Source organism: Pseudoflavitalea rhizosphaerae, from assembly GCF_003991355.1.
In the GTDB taxonomy this organism is placed as follows: Bacteria; Bacteroidota; Bacteroidia; order Chitinophagales; family Chitinophagaceae; genus Pseudobacter; species Pseudobacter rhizosphaerae.
In genome coordinates, this window is the sequence record NZ_RCSU01000008.1 from 143,116 (window position 1) to 166,704 (window position 23,589).

A 23,589-nucleotide genomic window follows, 5' to 3' on the forward strand; every position below is an offset into this window, starting at 1 on the left:
GCAAGATAATATTGTTTATTTATATAAGCGCTTATAGAAATTCCGGTCTGTCGAGTTTTTTAGCGATCCTCAAAGCGGCATTGATCAGGCCCACATGGCTATAGGTTTGGGGGAAATTGCCCCATTGGGAACCATCGGTGCCCACATCTTCACTGAAGATGCCGAGGTGATTGCTGAAAGACAGCAGCTGGTTGAGATTTTTGATGGCGTCGTCCACCCTTCCAACACAGGCCAGTGCATCCACATACCAGAAAGCGCAGACCAGGAATGTGGTATCCGGGAAACCGAAATCATCGTAATGTTTGTAACGATAGAATAGCCCATGGTCCGCCAGCAATTCCTTTTCGAGGGCTTCAATATGTTGCTTTGCTTTTTCGGAGCCCTGGTCTATATAACCCATGGTGACCATGCTGAGGGTACTGGCATCCAGGTTGGGAGTGCCGATGGCCTGCGGGTACACTTTTCTTTTTTTATCGTAAGAAGTGTCAAGCAACCTGTCAGCTTCCCTTGCAATGGCATCGGCCTTCTTCATCAGTTCCACATCATTGAATGCCTGTGCGATCTTGAAAGCAGCTTTGGCGCCTGCCCAGTGAAAGAGCAATGTATAGGTATGCACCTGTACAGTATTCCTGAATTCCCATAATCCTGAATCGGGCAATGTGAGTGTTCTTTCTATCTGGGAGAGAAGCCAGGGAACGATGGATTTGTAACTGCTCTTTTTGGTAAAGGTCAGACGCTTATCTGTGTAAAGAGGCAGAAGGCTCACCAGCACTTGTCCATATACGTCATGCTGCACCTGTACATATGCTTTGTTGCCAACGCGAACCGGACGGTTGCCGAGATAACCATGGAGCTCTATGATGATCTCCTCGATATCTTTTTCTCCGGTGATACTGTAGAGTGGCTGGAGTGTATCCGAATTATTGTGACGTATGATGTTCTGGATGAAATCGAAATATTTTTCCAGTTCTTCAAAGTGACCGATCTGGTTGAATGCTTTCAGTGTATAGTGTGCATCCCGGAACCAGCAGTAGCGATAATCCCAGTTGCGGGTGGAATCATGGAATTCAGGAAGACTGGTGGTGCCGGAAGCGATGATGCCGCCAGTGTCTTCATACTGGTGAAGTTTCAGCACCAGTGCGGAGCGGATGATCTCGTCCTGGTATATTTCCGGGATATAGGAGCTTTTGATCCATTGCAACCAGTATTTGATGGTCTGGTTGATGAAAGATTCTGCTGTTTCCTTGAGCGGCGCTTCCAGCGGCTCGCCGTACGTGAGTACGAGGTACCGGTCCTGGTCCAGTACAAACTGTTGTTCCTTTATGATCCAGTTGAGCGGCACATCTGTGGTGAGGCGCACCTGCTGTTCGAATCCCATATAACGGAGATGGTTACTGGCTGTATAGATCTCCGGCGCCATTTGTCCGTAGTTGCCGGATGGTTGGCAAACGATACGGATAGCGGGTTCTCCCTGGATGAGCTTGATCTTGCGCACCAGCATGAGTGGCCTGAACTGCCGCTCGTGCATGATCATGCGCGGGGCGCAGTCTTCCACACGGAACACGCCGTCCGGCGCTGTGAATTCCGTGCAGAGCACGTTGGTATTGGGGATATAATACTGGCGACTGGTATAGTTTTCCGTGGCAGGCTGAATACTGAAATGCCCTCCTTTTTTTTCATCGAGCAGTGAGCCGAAGAGGAAACTGCTGTCGAATTTGGGGAGGCACATCCATTTAACATCTGCTTTTGTGTCGATATAGGCGAGGTAGGAGCAATTCCCTACGATGCCAAGATTGTACTTATGAACCGGCATAGGCTGAATTGGTTATTGGCAGGGCTAGTTCTTCCAGCAGGGGCAGTACATTCTGTTGTGAAAGTACCGTGAACTGTGCTGCCGTTGGTCCGTTACTGACTTTTATTGTAAATGCTCTTTCATCGAGCGCTTTGAACATATCCTCATCTGTAGTATCATCTCCTATGCACAGTACAAAATCCGGGTCCATTTCCTGCACGATCTTTCTCGCCATCACTCCTTTGTCTATACCGGTCATGCGAACTTCCACTACTTTATTGCCATCCATCACCTGCAGCAAAGTGTTTTGCAGCAGCATATTGAGATTGTTGATCAGCTCGCGCGAGCGGCTGAAACCGAGGTCCGGGTGCGTATTCCTGTAATGCCATGCGATGGTATTCTTCTTTTCTTCCACAAAGGAACCCACGCATCTGCTAACGAAGGTTTGCATCACGGGACGGATCTCTTCTTTCCATTTGTCTGAAATAGTTTCGGAATGATTCCATTCTTCTCCTTTCATTCTATAGCTGGCGCCATGTTCGGCTACCAGTGTCACTGGTAATTTACCAAGCCATCCTTCAAGGGTATTGGCTTCGCGGCCGCTGATGATCACTACTTCGTTCTTATTGTCTGATGCCAGCCTGGTGAGTGCGCTCAGCAATTCTTTGGTTGGTTTTGCATCCTGCGGAAGGCGGGCAAACTGTACGAGTGTACCATCATAGTCAAGCAGCAGCGTTCTCTTTTTCGCTTTTTGATATACCTGGTGGATATGATCTGTGATCTTATCATCCAGGAGTTTCGTCTGTTGTTTGTTTTGTTCTGTTTTCACGTTTGTAATTTGGTCGAGGAAATCATTTACCCATCGGATCACATCATAATCGATCAACCTTTTCTGCATCAGCGCCATCCTTTGTTTCTGTTCAGAAACAGGCATAGCTAAAGCTCTTGCAATGGCATTGCTGACATCCTGCACATCGGTGGGGTTCACCAGAAGGGCTTCATTGAGCTCACTGGCTGCTCCGGCGAGTTCGCTAAGGATCAGTACGCCGCGCTGGTTGAAGGTGCTGGCCACATATTCTTTAGCAACGAGGTTCATACCATCGCGCAGTGGTGTGATCAATGCCACATCAGCGGATTGATACAGCGCAGCCAGTTCATTGAATGGCAGGTGCATGTATCGATAAATCACAGGCTGCCAGCTGATGCTGGAGAATTTACCGTTGATACTGCTAACTTTTTCTTCAATGGTGCGTTTCCTTCTGGTGTAAGCGACGATATCATCCCGGGAAGGCACAACGTTCAGCATAAACACAACACGCTCCTGCCATTCAGGATGTTGATTGAGAAAATATTCAAAGCCGATGAGACGGTCCATCAATCCTTTTGTATAATCCAGACGGTCTACCGAGAAGATGATCTTTTTCCCTTCGAAATTCTTTTGCACTTCGGCCCTGAGATCCTGGACTTCAGATTCTTTGCCGGCATTACTGAATTTTTTATAATCGATGCCGATGGGGAAAAGATCTGCTTTCACGAGGCGGTTCTGGTATTGGATACTTCTGAAACTATTATCGGCCCCCAGCACCATTCGCACAGATTGTATAAAATGTTCCACATAATCGTAGGTGTGGAATCCCACGAGGTCTGCGCCCATGAGGCCACGGAGCAGGTTCATTTTCCAGTCTGTAGGTAATGTTCTGAAGATCTCGTAGCTGGGAAAAGGAATATGTAAGAAGAACCCGATGGTAGCATTTGGGGCGCGTGCGCGCAGCATCCCCGGCAACAACATGAGCTGATAGTCGTGGATCCAGATCACATCATCCGGCTGGAGGATGGGCAACAGGGTTTCAGCAAAAAGTGAATTCACTTTTGTATATGCTTCAAAATAATGCGAATGGTATTCCACCACCGATGGGAAATAATGGAAAAGAGGCCACAGGGTTGAATTGGAGAAGCCGTTATAGTAATCCTTGTAGAGGGCTTTATCGATGAATATAGGCAGTGCGGTGAAATCATATTTATCCAATTTAGGCGCCACTTCTTTTTCGAAATCCTCCTTTGAAAAATCGGCTACACCCATCCACAATTTCTCCGTGATATTGCTGTTTCTTGCTGCATCGGATTCAAAATAACTCTTGATGGCGGATACCAATCCCCCCGAACTCTGGCGGATAGTCACCTGGTCACCTTCATGATCTACGGAAAAAGGTAATCGGTTCGAAATGATGATCAGTCTAGCCATAATACTATTCAGATTTTGGGGAGTACGGAACTTAGAAAAATTGTCCTTATTTCCCGGTTCAAAAAAAGGGCCATGCATGGGCATGGAGCTTGGGGCTAATAAAACATTATGCAATAATGTCTTACGGAAGTGGTGCAAAGATAGAACCTATGGAGGGAAGAGGCAAACAAAATGAGGATTATAGGGCGTTAAATTGCTGTAATGTACAATGGGTGGGAATTGAGGGATTATTAAAATGGTATTAATATCCGGTGAAAAAGATCGGTTATACGGAGGCGTTATGGGAATTTGGCCGGTTGCGGTAAGAAGGTGCAACGATGGCGGATGAAACATTGTCAGGTTTGTACCAGCCCCAACTACTAACTGAAAAAGCCTTTCTTATGAGATGGTTATTATTGTCCTTGCTATCAATTGTATTTATTGCCTGCAATAAGGGATCAGATCGAAAGTTCAGGTTGGTTAAGATTCGTCATGAGGGTTTCGGTTTTCCCACAATTTTTGAGTATGATGCGCAGGGGCTATTAAGTCTTCGCTATGTTGATTTTAAGGGTACGCCCGATGCTGGTGGCGGAGTTCAATTTAAGTATGAGAATAGCAGGCTCACCGAAATAGTCAATAGCCATGTAAGTTATGCAGGACTTACACAAACAGTAGATAAAATTGAATATGATGGAGATGGCCGGCTTGAGAGTATGCAAGAAGAATTGATAGAAGGAAGACCGGATTTCCTCACCCGCCGTAAGTTCGGCTATATTGGGAGTGATGCATATTTTGATTCCTGCACGGAGTTCCGGACCAGACAGGGAACAGAAACTCCTTACCTGCTTTATACATTTACCAGAGACAGTGTAGGAAATATACTTTCTCAATCCACCTGGTCGCCTGACCAGGATAACTGGGTACTCAATTACAAAGAGGAGTTTAGTTATGGAAGTGTAGATAATCCGGAGTATAAATTGGGAAATCCAGTATCGTTCCTGAACTATTATTCAAAAAAGATCTGTACAAAAGTAGTTCGTTATAATTTTGAAGGCACTGTGCTGGATCAAAGAGGTTTAAAGGCAATAATGCTAAGTCCAATACTGATCATTGTTAAAGAGGATAATATGGACAATATTTATTATGATCTCAAATGATCTGGCGCGCTCTCGCTCCTCTTTTTCTCCATCTTGATTTATTTCTTTAGCTTAAAGGTCTTTGTTTTATTTTTCCTCTTATAAAACTGAGTAGAAAAATACCGGCAGCTATGCTACCGAAACCCGTAGCATCCCTGGAGTTCCACTATTCAGGAGTATTCCAGGAATGCAATGAGGGGTTATACAAGGGCTGCTGCAAATAAAGAAATATCCGGCTGGAAAATCGCGTGGGGAAAAGCTACTTATTTTTTACGCGAATACCTGTTTCATCACTTGCATACAGGAATTTCTTTCCAACCATCAGGGGGAGCGGTTTCAAAGGTTATGCAAGGACCAGGACGCGGAAAGTCATCGTTCCATATGCTTTTAGAAGGCTCAGAGGATGAAACTTGAAAGAATACTATATCTCCTTCCTTATATTTATTGGAGACATCAGTAAGTATCTTTTCATATTCTGAACCATTGAGAACATAAGTAAAGTAATATGACCTCCCGGATTTGCTTGATGTTGATGATGTATTTTTTCCGACCACATAGATACCATCTTTTTTGATCTGCCTTACCTTGATATAACTATTAACTTGCAAAATCAAAAATCCCACTATACCTAATACGCCAATTAACAATACTGTTAAAGCAGTCGTCTTACTTAGTTTCTGGTTGGAATCCATTTACAATTCTTTTAGATTGATCAATTGACATTTCAAATACATTCACCGCTTGCTCTGACGAGTTTCTACCCGCTTCAATATATTTTCCTCCAGCAACTTTGATTGTACCCATGAGAAAATCCAACATTGCAGCACTTCCAGCTTTTTCACCATCCACTCCATAACTTTTTTGGAATCCTTTTTCCAATGTAAAGTCATTTGTGGCTCCTACGATTTCACCAGCAATTTTCCCAAAAACACCAAAAGGAGCAAGAAATGATCCAGCAACAATATCCAGGGCATCTGATTTCAAAACTACATTATCATAGTTGACTGCCGCTTCCTTCAATGCATTCCCTCCCAATTCTTTTCCTACTTTACCCAAATATGTTATCAACTTTGGATTACTCGCAACCTTACCTGCCAATCGTGAAACTTTAGCCCCCAACTGAAGCGCCTTAGCTCCACGATATGCCCAGCTTAGTCCCTGGAACACTTTACCAACAGGCACAAACGCTGAACCAACATTCAAAAGCATCATTCCCGCCTCACGATTATTCTGCCACATCCTATCCCTTAATGCCAATCTTTCTGTTACTGTCTTAATTAGACTTTTGTCATCTGTGTCAAAGAATGCTGGCCCACGAATTCCTCTTGAAAAACCAAGCTGCAACCTTAGATTGATAGTTTTTTCCCAATTACGCTTCGCCGTGACCACAACAGCCTGCAGCCATTTTGCATTTTTCTTCTTCTCTTTTTCTTCTTCTTCAGGTGTAGGGTCCAATCCTGTAGGGTCATTTAGCAGAACCGGATTGTCCAGAGCAAAAACGTATGGAGACCAATCAGCGTACTTCTCTGCCATTTCATCAATTGCCCAAAATCTGCCTAACTGAGGATCATACAGCCTGAACTGTGTTTCGTACAAAAATAATCCTAATCCTTCATTCAATTCGGATCCGCCATTAAATTTCAGGTTATTCTGCAGTTTACCAAATGCCCTGGAACTTATGGCAGCTATTGACAAGCCAAACGGATAATAATGAGTTTCCTCAATCAGTGGTCCGGTTCTATGAACTACACTGAGGTCATTGAAGAATACATCATAGTTCTCTGTTTCATTGCTTACATAAACATACAGGAAGCCATTTCTTGCAATTTCAATCATGCCTGAAGGCAATAGCTCTATAACATCCGGAGCAGAAACCCGTTTTGCAGAACTCGAAGCTGCAACAAAATTGAATTGTTCATCCAGCAGCAACCAGTTCAGATAAGCTTTGGGTACCGCAGGTGCGCTGGTGTTATTGGCCGTTCTGAATGACTCAACAGCTCCCAGCAGTGGACTGTTCACATCACTACTCAACAGGTCAAAAGCGCCCTTGGATTCACCTGCTTTTCCTATGATGCCTGCCGCAAGCGATGATAGTATCTGAGGAATAGGATCCTGTGAACTACCGACTGTACCCTGTGAACGGTAAAACGATTTAACGCCCACTTCCACCTGATCTCCTGACATTACCCGCAATACAATGGAAGGCCCAATCTTATTGCCACTCCCATTCAATTTCGCTACAAACTGATTGGGATCCGTGGTCAATGCATCAGCCGGATATCCTCCTGGTACATTGGCTGTGGGATATTCCGTTTCAACAATATTACTGAAGAGCTCTTTCTCCTGTTGCCGGTAGGCAGTTTCCATAGTAGCATAGTACTTCATCGTTTCCCGCTGCTCTGTAAGTACCATACGGGTATTACCCTGATGGTCTTTCAGGAAATAATCATATACGTATTCTTTGATTTTCGGACCTTCTTCCTGCATGGTTTCAGCCAGCCTCAGACGTCCGGTTTCCATACTCATGAATTTCAATACATCATTTTCGTATACCATCAGTCCCAGGTAAAGGGTTGTTACCGGATCCTTGCCATCTTCTTTCAAAATCTTCTTTAATTTATTGCCAGCAGCATCATACTGGTATTCAATCGTTCCTTTATTTCCTGCTTCTCCTGTAAAAGTGATCAGCTCAGGAAGATTCATATAATTGTACTCAATACCGTTGGTAGTAGCAGTGCCGATATCCTTGTTAAGATCCCTCACCAGGTTTCCATTCACATCGTATTGATAATCCTCTGCAGTATTGCTTTTTGTTCCGAGGTCTGTCATGTACTTTTGCGAGCTCCGGAAATCCCCCATTTTTGTTTTGGGATCATTCACCGCATCAATTACATTTTTTAGTTTGTTCGAATTGATATGATAGGTATAAGTCAACTGATCGATCAATACACTTGGAGAACCTACTGCAGATCCCGGTTTCCAACCATATTGATTCATTGATTTGATATTACCATTCAGATCATAGTCGAGGTTCTCTACGGAGAAGTTAAGATTTGCATTCCTGTTGAAACTGCCGTCTGTATGTTGTGTAAAATTTGCATTCTTAAGGCGGCTTACATTATCATACGTGAAATCATATTTTCTCTTTTCGCCATCTCCTGTACTTCTCCAAATTATTCCGCTGATATTCCCATTATACAAAAGGTTCTGGAAGGTAGCTCCCGGAATAACAGTCGTGGCCTTATCGTACCCGATCTCGTATCCGAATTTATGATCACTGTTGCCTGCAACATAGTTCCTGTTCACGCCCAATGAAAAACCGAGAATGTTATAATCGTATTCAAGCGACTCGTCCACCAGTGGATAGCTTTGTTTTTTCAGGTTTCCGATCTGATCATATTGCTGATTGTAGATTTCTGTTTCAGGTTTGGAAATCACTACTCCATTCATACTGCTGGTCACAGTCTTTTTGGAACTTGTCACCCTTCCTAACTCATCATAAAATGTCTTTGTAATTACCGTATGTTGATCAGGATTTGTTTCTCCTTTTTGAAGCTGCGATACTACAACCAGCGGTTGCCCGCTCCAGGAATATTGTACTGTATTTACATTCACTCCGTTCACATTATTCTGCGTACGAACCTGAACCTGCCTTCCATCTTCATCGTAGAAAAAAATGGAATGCAGGTATTTCAAGGGAGTGCTGCCCAGTACAAGGACTTTATTGCCCGTAAGCATCCCCTGGGTAGCAGAATTAACAGCGACCTGTTGCGGATAGGGTGCCTGGTTGGAGGCAGGTAGAAAATGCGCGCTGATGGACGATATATCGAAATTTTTGACCGATGCTGGAAGAGCGGCATTCCAATCGTAATTGTCGAAATAATTCACAACATGTGGTACAAACTGGTAGCCCGGTGGCAAAGGATTTTTATTCACCGTAACTCCATCGATAACAATATTGTTGCCCTCTGACGAACCTGGGGCAACAATTTCAATGGTGATCTCGGATCCGGTGATGCTTTCAAAACCCGGATCAAGTGAAAAACTGTTGCTTGCAAAATAATTGCCGGAACCTGTTGGCTGGCTCAAAGAATTATCAGCAGGGATGCTTGTACCGGAAGTGCCGTCGCCTGTCTGTATGTCAACTATTTCCTGCAATTGAGCAGTAGTTCCATTATAGCTGAGCAGGCCTGTGATCACATTCCTGTTCAACACATCGTACAGTTTCGCTTCCCAGATCCCTTTCAGCTTCATGGCGGCATCCTGGGTAAACACAAGCCTGTTTGCATCATCATAAACAAAGCTTATGGAACCTGCACCCGGCATTTGTTTGGCAATTAACCTCAAGCGATGATCATACTCATAACGGAAACATTGCTCCGATAGTAATACGGGATCTTCCAATACCCAACCTGCAGAACGTACAGCTTTCACTCCTTCCGGCTGAATCGTACACCGAAGATTACCCAGGTCATCGTAAATATTATAAATACAAATCCAGTTATCATACCCGCTGCCGGTGCCGTTGTCGGCAATTTCACCGAGCTGAACTTTTTTAAGGATCAGCATGCCTTCCTTATCTGTGAAAGTGATGGTCTGTCGCTGATGTTCATCAACCGTGACCAACTTATTGAGTGTACCCGGTTGGTACACTCCTGTAACCGAGTAACCTGCAAAGCCGGTCTGCTCCACTACTTCCCAGATCTTTACGTCGTCAACTGCAGTATTGATCCAGTATTTCATTTCAATTCCTTTCTCCATTCCTACCCTGGTATCACCAGGAGCGAACATTTTCAATTGCCTGTTCAGCGGGGAATTTTCAAAAACAGTCTTGCTGTAGAAGAATTGCTCACCCGGATATTGCTCTGCAGCAAAGATTTCCTGTTGTTGAAAAGGATTCATTTTAAAATTACCATCATCCACTATTCCGGTTCCATTCACTGGCTTAGATACAAATGACAGGTAACTGAACGATTGTCTTCCGAAGGCATCATAAACAACCGGTGACACAATATCTGCATATCCACTTTGTGTAATAGCTCCTTTTTTTACTACCGTTTGCAGAGGACGCCCCAAACCATCCAGATAAGAAGTGACCTGGCTTACGTCACCAACACCTCTGCCCGCCAGAGCTGCAGGATCAGTTTCAGGAGCTTTGGCTGTCCAGGTCCTCACATAATTCACTTTTACAGTGGGAGTATAGGGTAATGGAGCAGGTTCAGGCGTAGGCTGCGCATAAACAGATAAAGAACTAATAATTGCAAATAATAAAGCAATCATAGCCTGCGGCATCCCTGCTTTGAATTTCCACATAAGCGTTGAAGGATTTAGGTTATGTTCGGTTCTTCGAAAACGTCGTGCTATGAAAAACGACAAAATAGAATTTATTCTATGTCTCTTTCAAATATTGATTTAGTCACAATTCACCGGTTGTCCGGTATAATTGTAGCAGAATTTCTTGAGTATATTTTTATTTGCGTCACGAATTAATTTTAATCTTCCGAAACTGTCATATTCATAATAGGTAATGCGATTATTGACATCACATTCTGAATTAATACCGACCAGTGGCAGATAGGTTTGTGTAGTCATCTTCGCGTCAATGGGGTGAAGTCTGAGCTCGTCAATGACCTTATTGGACCCAGATACTGTTACGGTTGTTGTAGTTTCAGGTAAGACGTGCTGCCAATAAGTCCAGCCATTTTTCACTTGTCCTGAAACGCCTGTTATTCCATTTACATTCACTGCACCATTTTTTGACCAGTATGATATAATGTATTTTTTCCCTGATGGTAATGAAGTTTTAACTATTGCATTTCCGCTAATGAGGGTATATGCCTGATTTCCTGTAATCGCGTCTGTTCTGTAACGTGAGGTATCTGTGTAAGTCCAGTTACCAGTTTCGGGTGCATCAAAGGAGGTAAAAGCAATTTCTGAGTGAAGGGCATTGGCGACAACCGCAATTGGATATTGTTGTTGGTGGGCATAGATAAAAGACTTCTTTCCTTTATCACTACCAGACATGGTCAGCACATTTCCTTTTTCATCATATGCAAATGCTTCCGAAGTGATGTAAGGGGTGCCAGTCCCATTTTGCAGAAAAGTTGATTTCGGAGCGATAACATCAGGGCCCCATAAATGATAATTAAATTCTGTAGTTTTTAATGGTACTGAGTTTTTTATGGTGGTTGTTTTTACCGGAACATTGATCATGTTCTTTTGTACCATTACATTGTAGGGTGAAATTAAAGAATTATCTGTCGGATAAGATATTATATCCCGGATAGTATCTCCTTTACTGTTGATAAAATCTTTTCTGGTAAGCTGGGATGTCTGAGGGTATTTGTCATAGTAAAATAATTCTTCGGTTACGATTGAATCATTCAGTGTGTATTCCACCGTTCTTTTGGATTTGGCTTTGTCTGTACCAGTGTAACGCTTGAAGTCAGGTACCTGTATGGTGTACGGCCATTGAGGATGGCTACTGGGAGGCAGTATTGGCCAATTAAATGGAAATTCTACATGGGCAGGCCCATAATGATATCTAACATCTGTTAAGAAAGAAAAAGGAACTATAACAAGATCATGGAAGTCCTGTCCTGGCGGGTCATAAACAGGCCTTGCTATTTCTGCGCTTATTAAATCCGTATTGATCTCTTCAACAGATTCTTCTGCAGAAGAAGTGTATGGAATCTCTGCAGTGAAATACGAATATTCTTCTTTTCTTACGGGTAGATTGTTTTTAAAGTGCACAACTTCTTTGGGCTTTCCTCTTTTCCATTCCTGAGCTTCAATCTCTCCCCAACTGTAATTTTTGTAATGTTCATTCCGATGAGGCATTACTGACAGAAACTTATATCTGGTCTTTATCGTATCGCCCGGGAGCCCAATCAGCTCTTCTGTAACGAATTCATAACCAAGATAAGCATTTCCTGTTGACTGAAGTGGTTCAATGGGATTGGGCATTACTTTAGAAGCTGAACTGATTTTTCCAGTGAGAGGGTCAGTCATTCCATTACCATATTGGAAATAGAGAGGGATAGAGATTATTCTTCCCGATATGAGATTCGTAAAAGGGTTGAGATAACTAAACCTTCTGCGAGTTGCAATAGTATTATCAGAAGAATAGTTGATGATATTTTTGATTCTCAATCCTCCTACATACATAAAGTTTCCCAAATCCACTGGCGCGTTATTCTTCCAGTAAATACTGAAGTTGGTATAATGGCTACGGTTTACATTGTGGGTTCCGCGGTATTTAAGAAGAACGGTCATTTTGTAAATTCCGGGCTCAAGCGGCATCATGGGCTTATGATCTTCGGGATGATAAGTATAGTAACTACAATTCCTCGCTACGTGCTCCCTCATACTAGTTTTGGTTCCATTGGTTTCTAGTTTTTCCAGCAAGAAATGGACATTGTCCGAATAACAGGATTCCCAGGTTTCTCCTGAGCCAGTGTAAAAATTGGTTGAGCAATTCCATCCAGAATTATAAGGTATATAACTACCCCCTTGTGGTATTTCAATTATCTTCCAGAAATAATACTCGGGATTGGTTGGATTTCCTCCAATAGAGTCTGGTGTAATTCCAAAGGAAAGTCGATTATTTCCGGAAACTGTAATTCCGGCATAATTCAGTGCAATTTCCTGCTTCCCAACCACCGGAAGAATGCCGTCAGGGCCTTCAATAACCGCAGTGTTGGATTCATATTGGAATATTTGTTTGCCACCTGTAGGAAAGGTAATGGACTTTAAAGTGAATATTTGGTTATAATCTGGACTCACGTATCTATCACCCCACACAGTTTGGCCGAGAGAGGCTAGCCTCCAGAAGGGCACCAACGTATTATTATTTGCACCATTGAAGTATCCCCAACTGTCTTGCCCCAGGCAATTCCTGGATGGTTTTTTATCGAATTCGTTAAAGTAATAATCGAATGAATATCCTTGATTCCTATTATTCTCGCTTAAATAAACAATAGAATCCAGCCTTAACCTGTAATCAAAGTATGGCGCCTGGGTGCCAATATTATCATTTCCGAAAACTCCATGGAAATATGAATGATAAAGAACAATCTTTTTGATGACATTATTGTTCATGTCTTTTACAATCACTTCTTTGAGTCTAACGCCTTTATCTGTTTTGGGTTCTACCAGAAAGTGAATCGAACCGTTAGGGAAATCGATTCTCTCAAGATGATGTTCCAAATTGTAATTTGTTGCACTCCCACCTACTAATGTTCCAGGAGGAAAAGTATAATGTGAGAGGTATTGCCTGGAAATGGAAGTATCCATAGATGAACTATAATGATAGGTTATACTATCATTTGCAGTATTCCTCAATGACCTGATATTCCATACATCAATTGTAAAGGGCTCATAAAATGTCTGCAATCCCCTTCGGCTTGTGAAGCCTTCTCCAAATCTCGCCGAAATTCCATCAGGTGTTGTAATAGTCCAATAGTCTACGGGACGAAAAGAAACCCGGCCATTGAAAATATTCTGTTCAGCAAACCTGAGGTCTACTTTTACATCACTTTTAGGGAACATGACAAAACTGTCATTTTTCTGATCAAACATATAGCGCCCGGAATAATTAGGCATATTATAATAAAATTCATCCGGCCGTAAGTCGTTTTCTAAAACATGGGGATCTTTTGCTTTTTGTAGAAATAGACATCTGAACTCTGTATAAATGTCCTCAAAAACTCCAGGCAATGTTCTGAAAAATGCGATATTACTTCCAGTCGATGGTCCTTTATGCTTCGTAATAAAAGTATATTCATCGGGTTTTCCTTTTACACTACGGCTAACCTGACCTCCATAAGACAAAGACCAACCAAGCCCTACCCATGTTGCTGCTTCGTTTACCCTTATTCCACCTGCATTGTAGTTCAGGCTGATTGGAATTGTAATTCCTTTTATGCTGATTTCATAAATCGGAATGTTGATTTCCGGGATGCCTGTATAATAAGAAACAGGCCGTTCAATGAATTTGTCGATACTGCTTGCGGAAGGAGATTTAGTTGTAACAGGTATGATCGTTTGAGCACATAAGTTGTGATTGAATCCGATCAATACCATACATCCCAGTGCTGCCAGGAAACAGGGGAATTTCATCATGAATAGGTTTAGAATTATGGTTAAGCCACCATATACTTATTGGGCTGCTGCAATTTAATTATGCCTAATGTATTACCTCTACCCTTTCATTCATTTGTCCCAAAAATAGGGGTATTTACTTATCAATAATATTTTTCCATTCATTAGTAAACAGTAAGTGCAAAAAAAGGAGATTAATTAAAATCTCCTTTTTCAAATCTCACAACACTTTTTGATATTATTGACTTAAGGAATGTGTTCCATAGCAGGATTAGAATCTAACCCAATCTTTCTTCCAGGTCAAGTCCATTTTCTTTTGCTGTTTCTTTTGCAAGCTCATACCCCGCATCTGCATGCCTGATCACGCCCATACCAGGATCATTCCTGAGCACACGCGCCAGTCTTGCTGCTGCGGCATCAGTGCCATCAGCCACTATCACCATCCCAGCATGAATGCTGTAGCCCATTCCAACTCCACCACCATGGTGCAGGCTCACCCAACTTGCGCCGCCGGCTGTATTCACCAGTGCATTGAGCAGTGGCCAGTCGGCAACAGCATCGCTGCCATCGAGCATGGCTTCGGTCTCGCGGTTGGGAGAAGCAACAGAACCAGTATCCAGGTGATCACGGCCAATCACGATCGGCGCTTTCACTTTTCCAGTTTTCACCAGCTCATTGAAGGCCAGTCCTGCGCGTTCGCGCTCTCCCTGTCCCAGCCAGCAAATGCGGGCAGGCAGACCCTGGAAGGCGATCTTCTCTTTTGCGAGTTTCAGCCAGCGTTGCAATGATTTATTTTCGGGGAACATATTGCCGATCAGTTCATCGGTAACGGCAATATCTGCGGGATCGCCACTGAGCGCCGCCCAGCGGAAAGGACCTTTCCCTTCGCAGAAAAGCGGACGGATATACGCCGGCACAAAACCAGGAAAATCGAATGCGTTCTGCAATCCTTTTTCTTTGGCGCGTGCGCGGATATTATTGCCGTAATCGAAAGTGATAGCGCCGCGCTTTTGTAAGTCCAGCATCAGCTCTACATGGCGGTACATTGAATTGTAGGCATAATCGATGTACTGCTGCGGATTTTCCGTGCGCAGCACTTTCGCTTGTTCGTAGGAGATCTCATGCGGCCAGTAGCCGATCAGCGGATCATGCGCGGAAGTCTGGTCTGTAAGTGTATCGGGAATGATATTTCGATCCACCAGTCTTTGCAGGAGGTCCACTGCATTGCAGAGCACTCCGATGCTCAGCACCTCTCCTTTTGTTCGGGCTTCCAGTGCGCGGTCGATGGCGGCATCGATATCTTCGATCATCACATCGAGGTATTTGGTCTGCAATCTTTTTTCGATCCTCCATTTTTCCACTTCTGCTACCAGGGCCACACCTTCATTCATGGTAATGGCGAGCGGCTGAGCGCCACCCATGCCACCCAGACCTGCTGTAACGTTGAGGGTACCACGAAGTGTACCTCCGAAATGTTTGTCGGCCGCTGCCGCATAAGTTTCATATGTTCCCTGCACGATGCCCTGCGATCCGATATAGATCCAGGAGCCGGCAGTCATTTGTCCATACATCATCAGTCCTTTTTTCTCCAATTCATCAAAGTGTTGCCAGTTGGCCCAGTTGGGAACGAGTTGTGAATTACTGAGCAGCACGCGGGGCGCATCCTTATGTGTCCGGAGAATGCCAACAGGTTTGCCACTTTGAATGAGCAGGGTTTCATCTTCATTCAAATCCTTCAGTCCTTTGATGATGAGGTCCAGCGCTTCAAAATTCCTGGCGGCCTTTCCTCTTCCACCATACACGATCAGTTCTTCGGGGCGTTCAGCAACATCGGGATCGAGGTTGTTGAGCAGCATGCGGAGTGCGGCTTCCTGCACCCATCCTTTGCAGTTCAGGGTGGAGCCGGTTGGCGTTTTATATTTTGCGGGATCGTATGTTTTGATCATAACGAATGATTTTAGTTGGATGATGATGTTAAATCGAATTGTTCATAACCTACATTGAGCATGGATTTTCCGGCGCTGGCGAAGGCGTTCACCTGGTTCACGAAAGAGAAATCGTGGATGATCTCACGGATCTGGTTGATATCATTGGCGAAGATCCTGTCTTCCTCAGCGAACGACACATATTTACGTACATAGTCATGCGCAAATTCCAGGATGGCGCTGCTTTTGAGCGGACGGCGGAACTCGATGGCCTGGCAGGCGCTGAGCAGCTCGATGGCTAAAATATATTCCAGGTTATCGATCACTTTATTGAGCTTGCGGCCGCTGATGCTACCCATGCTCACATGGTCTTCCTGTCCGAGTGAAGTTGGGATGGAGTCTGCACTGGCTGGAAAGCAAAGTGTTTTATTCTCTGTTACCAGCGCAGCAGTGGTGTATTGCTGGATCATGAAGCCGCTGTTGAGCCCTACATTCTTCATCAGCAACATAGGCAATCCCCATTTTCCTTCCAGCAAAAGATAACAGCGCCGGTCGGCGATATTGCCCACTTCTGCTGCGGCAAAGCAGGCATAATCCAGGGGCAGCGCCATCGGTTGTCCATGAAAGTTACCACCGCTGATGGTATCGTCGGCAGCAAGAATGATGGGGTTGTCTGTAACGGAGTTCAGTTCAATTTCGGTCAGTTCCTTCAGGTGCAGCCAGGCATTGCGGCTGGCGCCATGTACCTGTGGCATACATCGCAGGCTGTATGGGTCCTGCACACGTCCACAGTCCATATGACTTTGCATGATATTGGAATCATGTAATAATAAACGAAGTCTTTGTGCTACGAGCTTGTTGCCTGCAAATGGGCGCAGTTGATGAAGCCTTTCATCGAATGGCGCTTTGGTGCCGGTGAGTGCTTCCAGGCTCATCGCTCCGATGATATCGGCTGCTTCCAGGCAATTGTGCAGTCTTTGTACGGCTTTCACCGCAAATGATAAAATGAATTGAGTGCCATTGATCAGGGCCAGCCCTTCTTTCGGTCCCAGTTGAATGGGGTGCATGCTGAATTGATGCAATACTTTTTGAGAAGGCAGGCGTTCGCCTTTGTACATCACTTCCCCCAGGCCGATCAACGGCAGGAATAAATGCGATAAAGGTGCGAGATCTCCTGATGCGCCTACACTACCCTTTTCCGGTACTACGGGTATCACATCGTTCTCAATATGCCAGTTGATACGTTCCAGTGTTTCCAGTTGTACACCGGAGAAACCCTGCGCCAATGCCTGCATCTTGGTGATGAGCATGATCTTTGCCACTTCTGTAGGAATTGGATCGCCTACGCCCACGCTATGGCTTTGCAGGATCTTATGCTGCAGCAACCTGGTGTCTTCATCGGAGATGCTGGCAGATGCGAGAATGCCGAAGCCTGTGTTCACGCCATAGACGGTGCGGTTAGTGTCCACAATCTCCTGTACATGCTGCTGGCTGGCCAGCACTTTCTCGCGGGAAGCTTTACCCAGCAAGCCTTTCAGACTGCCGGAAGCAATGGCAAGAGCCGTGCTGACTGTGAGTTGATCGATGCCGTATTGAAACTCGTTCATGTATTTGGATTTGTAAGATTATTGATCGAGATGTTTTTCCACTCTTTCGAAAAGTGAAGCGGATGTAAGTCCTGTTTCCAGTTCGCCGATAGCTTTCAGGAAATGTTTGCTGTGATTGCCTTCCTTTGCCAGTTCCTCCATGGCTTTGCTCAGGGCATTCCAAACAGGCTCTATCTGTTGTTGCAGTTTTTGTCCTTTTGCAGTGAAGGTTACTACTTTCTTTCTTCCATCCTCAGCAGACGCAGTTGTTTTCAGCAGTCCTTTTTCCTGCAGGCTGCTCACGAGCTGGCTGATGGCGGAATGTGAAACGGCCAGTTCATCGGCGATATAGCGGATGGAAACCTGTTTTTGTTTACTGAGAATATAGAAAACAGGAAACCAGCTGGCGTCGAACTTCAGCTGATGTTCGGCGTAAACCCTGTTCACGTCTGAAAGGAAGTTTTCGCTGAGGCGGCGGAGCCGGCTACCCAGCACGAGAAATCCGAGTGATTCGTAAAAGTTCATAGATAATTGTATAAGCGCTTATACAAATATAGGTAATTGGATCAAGCAGCATGAAAAATTTGTGCTGGGTGTGGGCAGCCGCTCGCCTCTGGCGAGTGACTTCTAATTGTTCGCCTCCGGCGAACACCGCGTCGCCGGAGGCGACTAAATACAAGTCACTCGCCAGAGGCGAGCGACTGCTCACACCCTGATTCTGCTCAATCGTTATAGCATTGCATTACTTATCCCCGTAATATTATGAACAATGTGGAAGAGTTTTTCATTGTGTACTGACGCCACTATCAAATTGTTTTGTAAATTTCCCTCTTAATCAAACATAACTTCTACTAAACCAATACAGACTGATGAAAACTAACACGGGGATTTCGCTCGCCATTATGATGTTCCTCCAGTACTTTATCTGGTGCGCCTGGTATGTTACGCTCGGAACTTATATGGGTGAGCATATGCAAACGGCTGGCATCGATACTAAAATTGGCGACGCCTATATGGCGCTGGCCATTGCTACCATGATCTCCCCCTTTTTTGTGGGAATGATCGCAGACCGGTATTTCGCTGCACAAAAAATGATGGGCCTGCTTCACCTGGGAGGCGCTGTAATCCTGTATCTGTCCACGATGGTAATGGATGCAGACGTATTCTTTTGGGTGGTATTATTGTATTCCATTCTTTACATGCCTACTATCGCTCTCAGTAACAGCATCGCATTCCAGCACATGAGCGATCCCGGCAAGCAATTCCCATGGATCAGGGTATTTGGCACCATCGGCTGGATCGTTGCAGGTTTCCTGGTTGGACAGTTACAGATAGAAAAAACCTCCACTACTTTCCTGATCGCAGCTGGCGCTTCAGTTGTTTTGGGTTTGTTCAGTTTTATACTACCCAATACACCTCCTAAGAAAGATGCTAATGGCTCGGCTTCCAAAGCACTTGGAGTAGAGGCTTTTGCCCTGTTGAAAAATAAATCCTACCTCGTCTTCTTCATCGCCGCTATTCTGATCTGCATTCCACTCTCCTTCTACTATGGGTTTGCCAATCCATTCCTGAATGAAGTGGGTATGGACAAACCTGCCAGTAAAATGATCATCGGCCAGTTCTCCGAAGGACTTTTCATTCTTGCCATTCCTTTCCTCTTTAACAGGATCGGCGTAAAGAATATGCTCATCATCGGCATGCTGGCCTGGATCCTCCGTTATGTGGCTTTCGCTTATGGCGATGCGGGTACAGGCACCTGGTTGTTATATGCGGGCATCATCCTGCATGGTGTATGTTATGATTTCTTCTTCGTCACCGGGTATATGTATACCGAAAAGAAAGCAGGAGAAAAAATCAAAAGCGCTGCACAGGGGCTTTTTACCTTCGCCACTTATGGCCTCGGTATGGTAATCGGTACGAAGTTCTCAGGATATATCACCAACAGTTATGCAACCGAAGGTGGGCACGACTGGAAGAGTATCTGGTTCGTTCCTGCTTACATTGCCATCGCCGTGCTGATCTATTTCATTCTCTTTTTCCGCGAGAAAAAACAGCTTGCTGAGAAGGCTTAACCCAATACTTCAAGAACCTAATACGAACAAACATTATGAAAAGAATTGCGATGCTCGGGTCCGGGTTTATCGGACGCTTCTATGCGGATTCGATACAAGGGTACAGAAGCAGGGACAAGATCGTTAGCATCTATTCCCGCAGACAGGAAAGTGCAAAGAAGTTTGCAGACGATTACAATGTTGGTTTTTATACTACCAACCTGGAAGAAGCCATCGCCCGTCCGGAAGTGGATGTGGTTTGTATTTCATTACCTAATCACATGCACGAAGAAGCAGTATTGCTTTGCTGCAAACACCAGAAGGCCGTGATCACCACCAAGCCACTCGGCCGGAATGGTGAGGAAGCGAAACGTATGCTGGATGCAGTGGAGAAAGCCGGCATCTTCAACGGATACCTGGAAGACCTGGTATATACGCCCAAATTCATCAAAGCGCTGGAATCCGTACAGAACGGGGCTTTGGGCCGAATCCTCTGGGCAAAGAGCCGGGAAACGCATCCCGGGCCACATAGCGACTGGTTCTGGGATATGGAAATGGCGGGAGGCGGTTGTATCCTCGACCTCGGTTGTCATTGCGTGGAGATCAGCCGTAGTTATATTGGGAAAGATATTAAACCGGTTGAAGTGATGTGCTGGGCAGATACACAGGTGAAGCCCATCGATGCAGAAGACCATGCCATAGGCCTGGTGAAATATGAGAACGGCGCCATCGGACAGTTTGAAGTCAGCTGGACTTTCCGCGGGGGCCTCGATCTCCGCGATGAAGTGATGGGCACTGAAGGCACCATCTGGATCAACAGCTTTCTTCGTACCGGTTTCGATATGTTCACTACGGGAAAAGGCGCCGATTATGTTGCTGAAAAAGCTGAAAGCAACAGCGGCTGGTTGTTCCCGGTAGGTGATGAACTGAATGAACTTGGCTACAACCATATGTTCATGGATATGTTCAATGCCATGGAAAACGGCACATCTCCCAAAGAGACCTTCTATGATGGTTACGTGGTGAACTGTATACTGGATGCGGCTTATCGCTCCGCTAAATCCAAACAATGGGAGCCTGTGAAACTGGATGTCTGGCGTGGCAGAACGGGCGTTACAAAAGACAGTCACCTCGTTGAATTTGATGCAGACCATTACCTGGTAAAAGAAGAAGTAACGCATTACGGCGCTAAAAAACTGATCCTGAAAAACAAAACAACAGGAAAGATCAGCGAAAGAACAATAGAATAATTGATTTCGATATTTTACGGAAGAGTGATCGCTTACCAGCGGTCACTTTTTTATTTGGGCCATTCAGGTTTTGATGCTGTTTTGTGGAAAGAAATCAAATTCTGTGCCCGGCGGCATGGATATTAGTGGACCTGCAAAAACAAAAGCCGCTCCTTCCGGAACGGCCTTGTCTTAACACACCTAAACGGGAAATAAACCTGACTGAGTATTACATTTTAGCTTTCTGCCGTCTTTTTTCAACAGCCTCCCTGCTTTCCCTGGTCATAGGCTTTTTGCTGGGCAGCTGTTGTTTCAAAGCAGGCATGGCTGTTTTGTTTTTTTGCTTTTCCGCCAACTTCTCCTTTGCCAGTTTGGAATAAAATGAGGCGACTGGTTTTTCACTGGCCAACTGGGCAATTGCCTGGTTGCAACACAGGATAATGAAAACAGAGAGTGAAATGCTTATTATCTTTTTATATGTTTTCATACTATTCGATTATAAAATGATGTAATCTATTTTACACTCACCAGCACATTGATCTTACCAACACCGTTGCCATTATATTCCTGCAATGCCTTGCCAAGGGACTGACCGGGTTTCAGTTTGTCCAGGTCTGCTTTCATGGCTACGCCGGGGATGGAGGAAGTAACCAGCAGGTCGCCTCTTTCGATGGGGCCCCCTTCCAGGCAAACTTTCGTTGGGATCACGCCAATCACGCCCATCGGCACCATATGCTGAAGTTTGTCCTGCTCTGCATTTTCCTCTGTGAGAGTCACGCCCGGTCTGGTGGCATATACGCCGGCAACCAGCATTGAATATGGTTTTGTTGATTTTTCCATTTTCCGGTCGGATGACTTTGAGATCACTAGCACATCGCCGGGTTCATAACTGTTACGGATACCTGCAACTTCAAACAGCTCGGCAACATCGGCGCCGCCAATCTGCGTTCCGCCGTTGAAGAAGCCCCTGCCTGTATGATCGATACGGGCAACATTGGAGCCGTTTGCCTGGAAAACAGCCGTATTACCAGTTGCAGATCCTTCCAGGGACGCCACCAGTGCATTGCCATCTACAGCGCCATCCACATTGGCCTGCGCCAGAATACCTGTTCCGTTATTGACGGCATTCACACCTTTCACACCGGCATATGCGCCATCATTCCTGCCCACAACGGCCGCGGCGCTGTTGCTGAATGCACGGCCTACCACGGCTTCTCCTCCTGCATTGTTCACACCGAAAACGCCGGCGCCGCCCAGGTCATTGGCTATTCCAAAAACACCGTTACCCAGGGTAGCCATTGCCGTGATACCATTGCCGTAACCACTGTTACTGGCAAATATGGCATCGTTGAAACTATTGGGGTTGGAGATATCGAAGAGTCCTGCCGTACCTTCAGTGCTGGTGCCCAGCACGCCTGCACCATACACGCTGCTGCCGGCCAGGCCGTTGCCTGAAGTTGATTCTCCCTTAACACCAAAACCACCGGAAGAAGTGCCCAGCACACCTGTACCCGAGGCCGCATGCAAGCCCCATACGCCCATGCCATCAGCGCCTGTTCCATTGTTCATACCCTTGATACCTGCAGACATCAGCCCGGCGTTTGTTGCAGTGATATTGCCGGTGATAGCGCTTGCATTGGGATCAGCAGATGCATTGATGCCCAGCAGCGCTTCCCCGTTGCCGTTATTGGTGAGCGACAATAATCCGGTTGCGGCATTGCCGGAGGATGTATACGGCAATGTAAAGCTTGAGCCACCACCTGCTTCACCAGGGAGCCACTGGGTTCCATCGAACTTTAAAACCTGTCCGGCAACTGGAATGGTTTCGCTCATAGCAATACCTCTTAGTTTGGTTACGGATGGATTGGGGTAGTTCCCACTGAGGTCGCCACCGGCAACTCCAACAGGCGGCAATGCAGTGGGTATGATTCCCGGTGCAAGTTTGGATGCTGTAACGGCGCCATCAACAATCTTCTGAGTGGTTATTGAACCGTCTACCAGTTTGATGGAAGTAACGGATTCATTGGCAATTTTGCCTGAAGACACTGCACCATCAGCGATCCTCGGGTTGGGATAATTCCCTGTAAGGTCGCCGCCTGCCTGCCCCGAAGGTTTTGCTTTGCTGGCATACATGGCATGTGGAACGCTTTGCAGGCGGCCGGTCCCCATATCCTGCATTTTAGTGCCTCCGGCGGGATCGATCTCCACCTGTAAATACTTTGCCAACCCATTTCCCCAATCAACATTATTTAAAGTTCCTGTTACACTGGTGGCGCCTTCGCTGCCAATGGAAACGGTCACCATTCCAAACCGGTTGGTGCTGATATTCCTGGTTTCCTGGTAGAGGACCGATCCTTCAGCAAATCCTTCGCGAATGGATAACCGAAGGGTAATGGATTGATCCCGGATAGGATCGCCATTTGCATTGCGGGCTACTGCCTGGTAATTGATATGGTCTCCCACCTGGGCCAGCAGGGGCGCTGTCATTATCATACAAAGTATGGGAAGTAATAACCTTTTCATAATGATTGGATATTAGGGATTGAA

13 protein-coding genes are annotated in these 23,589 nt (G+C 45.3%); 3 read left to right on the plus strand and 10 right to left on the minus strand.

Features of this window, described 5'->3' with window-relative positions:
- Positions 1-31: 31 nt before the first annotated feature.
- Positions 32-1,813: a glycoside hydrolase family 15 protein gene (locus D9Y29_RS15205; RefSeq protein WP_127129652.1), complete on the minus strand. Its 1,782-nt coding sequence runs from the start codon at positions 1,811-1,813 to the stop codon at positions 32-34.
- A complete protein-coding gene (locus tag D9Y29_RS15210) occupies positions 1,800-4,034 on the minus strand; it encodes a bifunctional alpha,alpha-trehalose-phosphate synthase (UDP-forming)/trehalose-phosphatase (protein WP_127129654.1) in 2,235 nt (744 codons plus the stop codon). The genes D9Y29_RS15205 and D9Y29_RS15210 overlap by 14 nt, the downstream gene beginning before the upstream one ends.
- 380 nt (positions 4,035-4,414) lie before the next feature.
- On the opposite strand from D9Y29_RS15210, the gene D9Y29_RS15215 reads away from it, so the two are divergent.
- Positions 4,415-5,170, plus strand: a complete 756-nt coding sequence (locus tag D9Y29_RS15215; protein ID WP_127129656.1) for a hypothetical protein — start codon at positions 4,415-4,417, stop codon at positions 5,168-5,170.
- A gap of 269 nt (positions 5,171-5,439) precedes the next feature.
- Here D9Y29_RS15215 and D9Y29_RS15220 read toward each other — a convergent pair whose 3' ends face one another.
- The 6 genes from D9Y29_RS15220 to D9Y29_RS15245 all read right to left on the minus strand — a co-directional run bounded on the left by D9Y29_RS15220 (position 5,440) and on the right by D9Y29_RS15245 (position 18,287).
- Entirely contained in the window at positions 5,440-5,841 is a 402-nt protein-coding gene (locus D9Y29_RS15220; RefSeq protein WP_127129658.1) for a hypothetical protein, read from the minus strand.
- Positions 5,816-10,462: a DUF6443 domain-containing protein gene (locus D9Y29_RS15225; protein ID WP_127129660.1), complete on the minus strand. Its 4,647-nt coding sequence runs from the start codon at positions 10,460-10,462 to the stop codon at positions 5,816-5,818. The genes D9Y29_RS15220 and D9Y29_RS15225 overlap by 26 nt, the downstream gene beginning before the upstream one ends.
- 99 nt (positions 10,463-10,561) lie before the next feature.
- Positions 10,562-14,272 (minus strand): hypothetical protein, encoded by a 3,711-nt coding sequence (locus D9Y29_RS15230; RefSeq protein WP_127129662.1) that lies wholly within the window; start codon positions 14,270-14,272, stop codon positions 10,562-10,564.
- A 257-nt stretch (positions 14,273-14,529) separates the two neighbouring features.
- The gene (gene hutU, locus D9Y29_RS15235) at positions 14,530-16,197 is read right to left on the minus strand and encodes a urocanate hydratase (RefSeq protein WP_127129664.1); all 1,668 of its coding nucleotides are present in this window, start codon (positions 16,195-16,197) and stop codon (positions 14,530-14,532) included.
- A gap of 11 nt (positions 16,198-16,208) precedes the next feature.
- Positions 16,209-17,783, minus strand: coding sequence for a histidine ammonia-lyase (hutH, locus tag D9Y29_RS15240; protein ID WP_127129666.1), 1,575 nt, complete (start codon positions 17,781-17,783; stop codon positions 16,209-16,211).
- Positions 17,784-17,801: 18 nt separating this feature from the next.
- Positions 17,802-18,287 carry a MarR family winged helix-turn-helix transcriptional regulator gene (locus D9Y29_RS15245; RefSeq protein WP_127129668.1) on the minus strand — a complete coding sequence of 162 codons (486 nt, stop codon included), beginning with the start codon at positions 18,285-18,287 and terminating at the stop codon, positions 17,802-17,804.
- Positions 18,288-18,631: 344 nt separating this feature from the next.
- Between D9Y29_RS15245 and D9Y29_RS15250 the strand changes: the two genes are divergently transcribed.
- Both D9Y29_RS15250 and D9Y29_RS15255 read left to right on the plus strand, forming a co-directional pair.
- Complete coding sequence (locus tag D9Y29_RS15250; protein WP_127129670.1) at positions 18,632-19,834, plus strand: nucleoside permease; 1,203 nt, start codon at positions 18,632-18,634, stop codon at positions 19,832-19,834.
- A gap of 35 nt (positions 19,835-19,869) precedes the next feature.
- Positions 19,870-21,063 (plus strand): Gfo/Idh/MocA family protein, encoded by a 1,194-nt coding sequence (locus D9Y29_RS15255; protein ID WP_127129672.1) that lies wholly within the window; start codon positions 19,870-19,872, stop codon positions 21,061-21,063.
- 208 nt (positions 21,064-21,271) lie between these two features.
- On the opposite strand, the gene D9Y29_RS15260 is transcribed toward D9Y29_RS15255, so the two are convergent.
- Positions 21,272-21,529, minus strand: coding sequence for a hypothetical protein (locus D9Y29_RS15260; protein ID WP_127129674.1), 258 nt, complete (start codon positions 21,527-21,529; stop codon positions 21,272-21,274).
- Positions 21,530-21,555: 26 nt separating this feature from the next.
- A complete protein-coding gene (locus D9Y29_RS15265) occupies positions 21,556-23,565 on the minus strand; it encodes an autotransporter outer membrane beta-barrel domain-containing protein (protein WP_127129676.1) in 2,010 nt (669 codons plus the stop codon).
- Between the last annotated feature and the right edge of the window lie 24 nt (positions 23,566-23,589).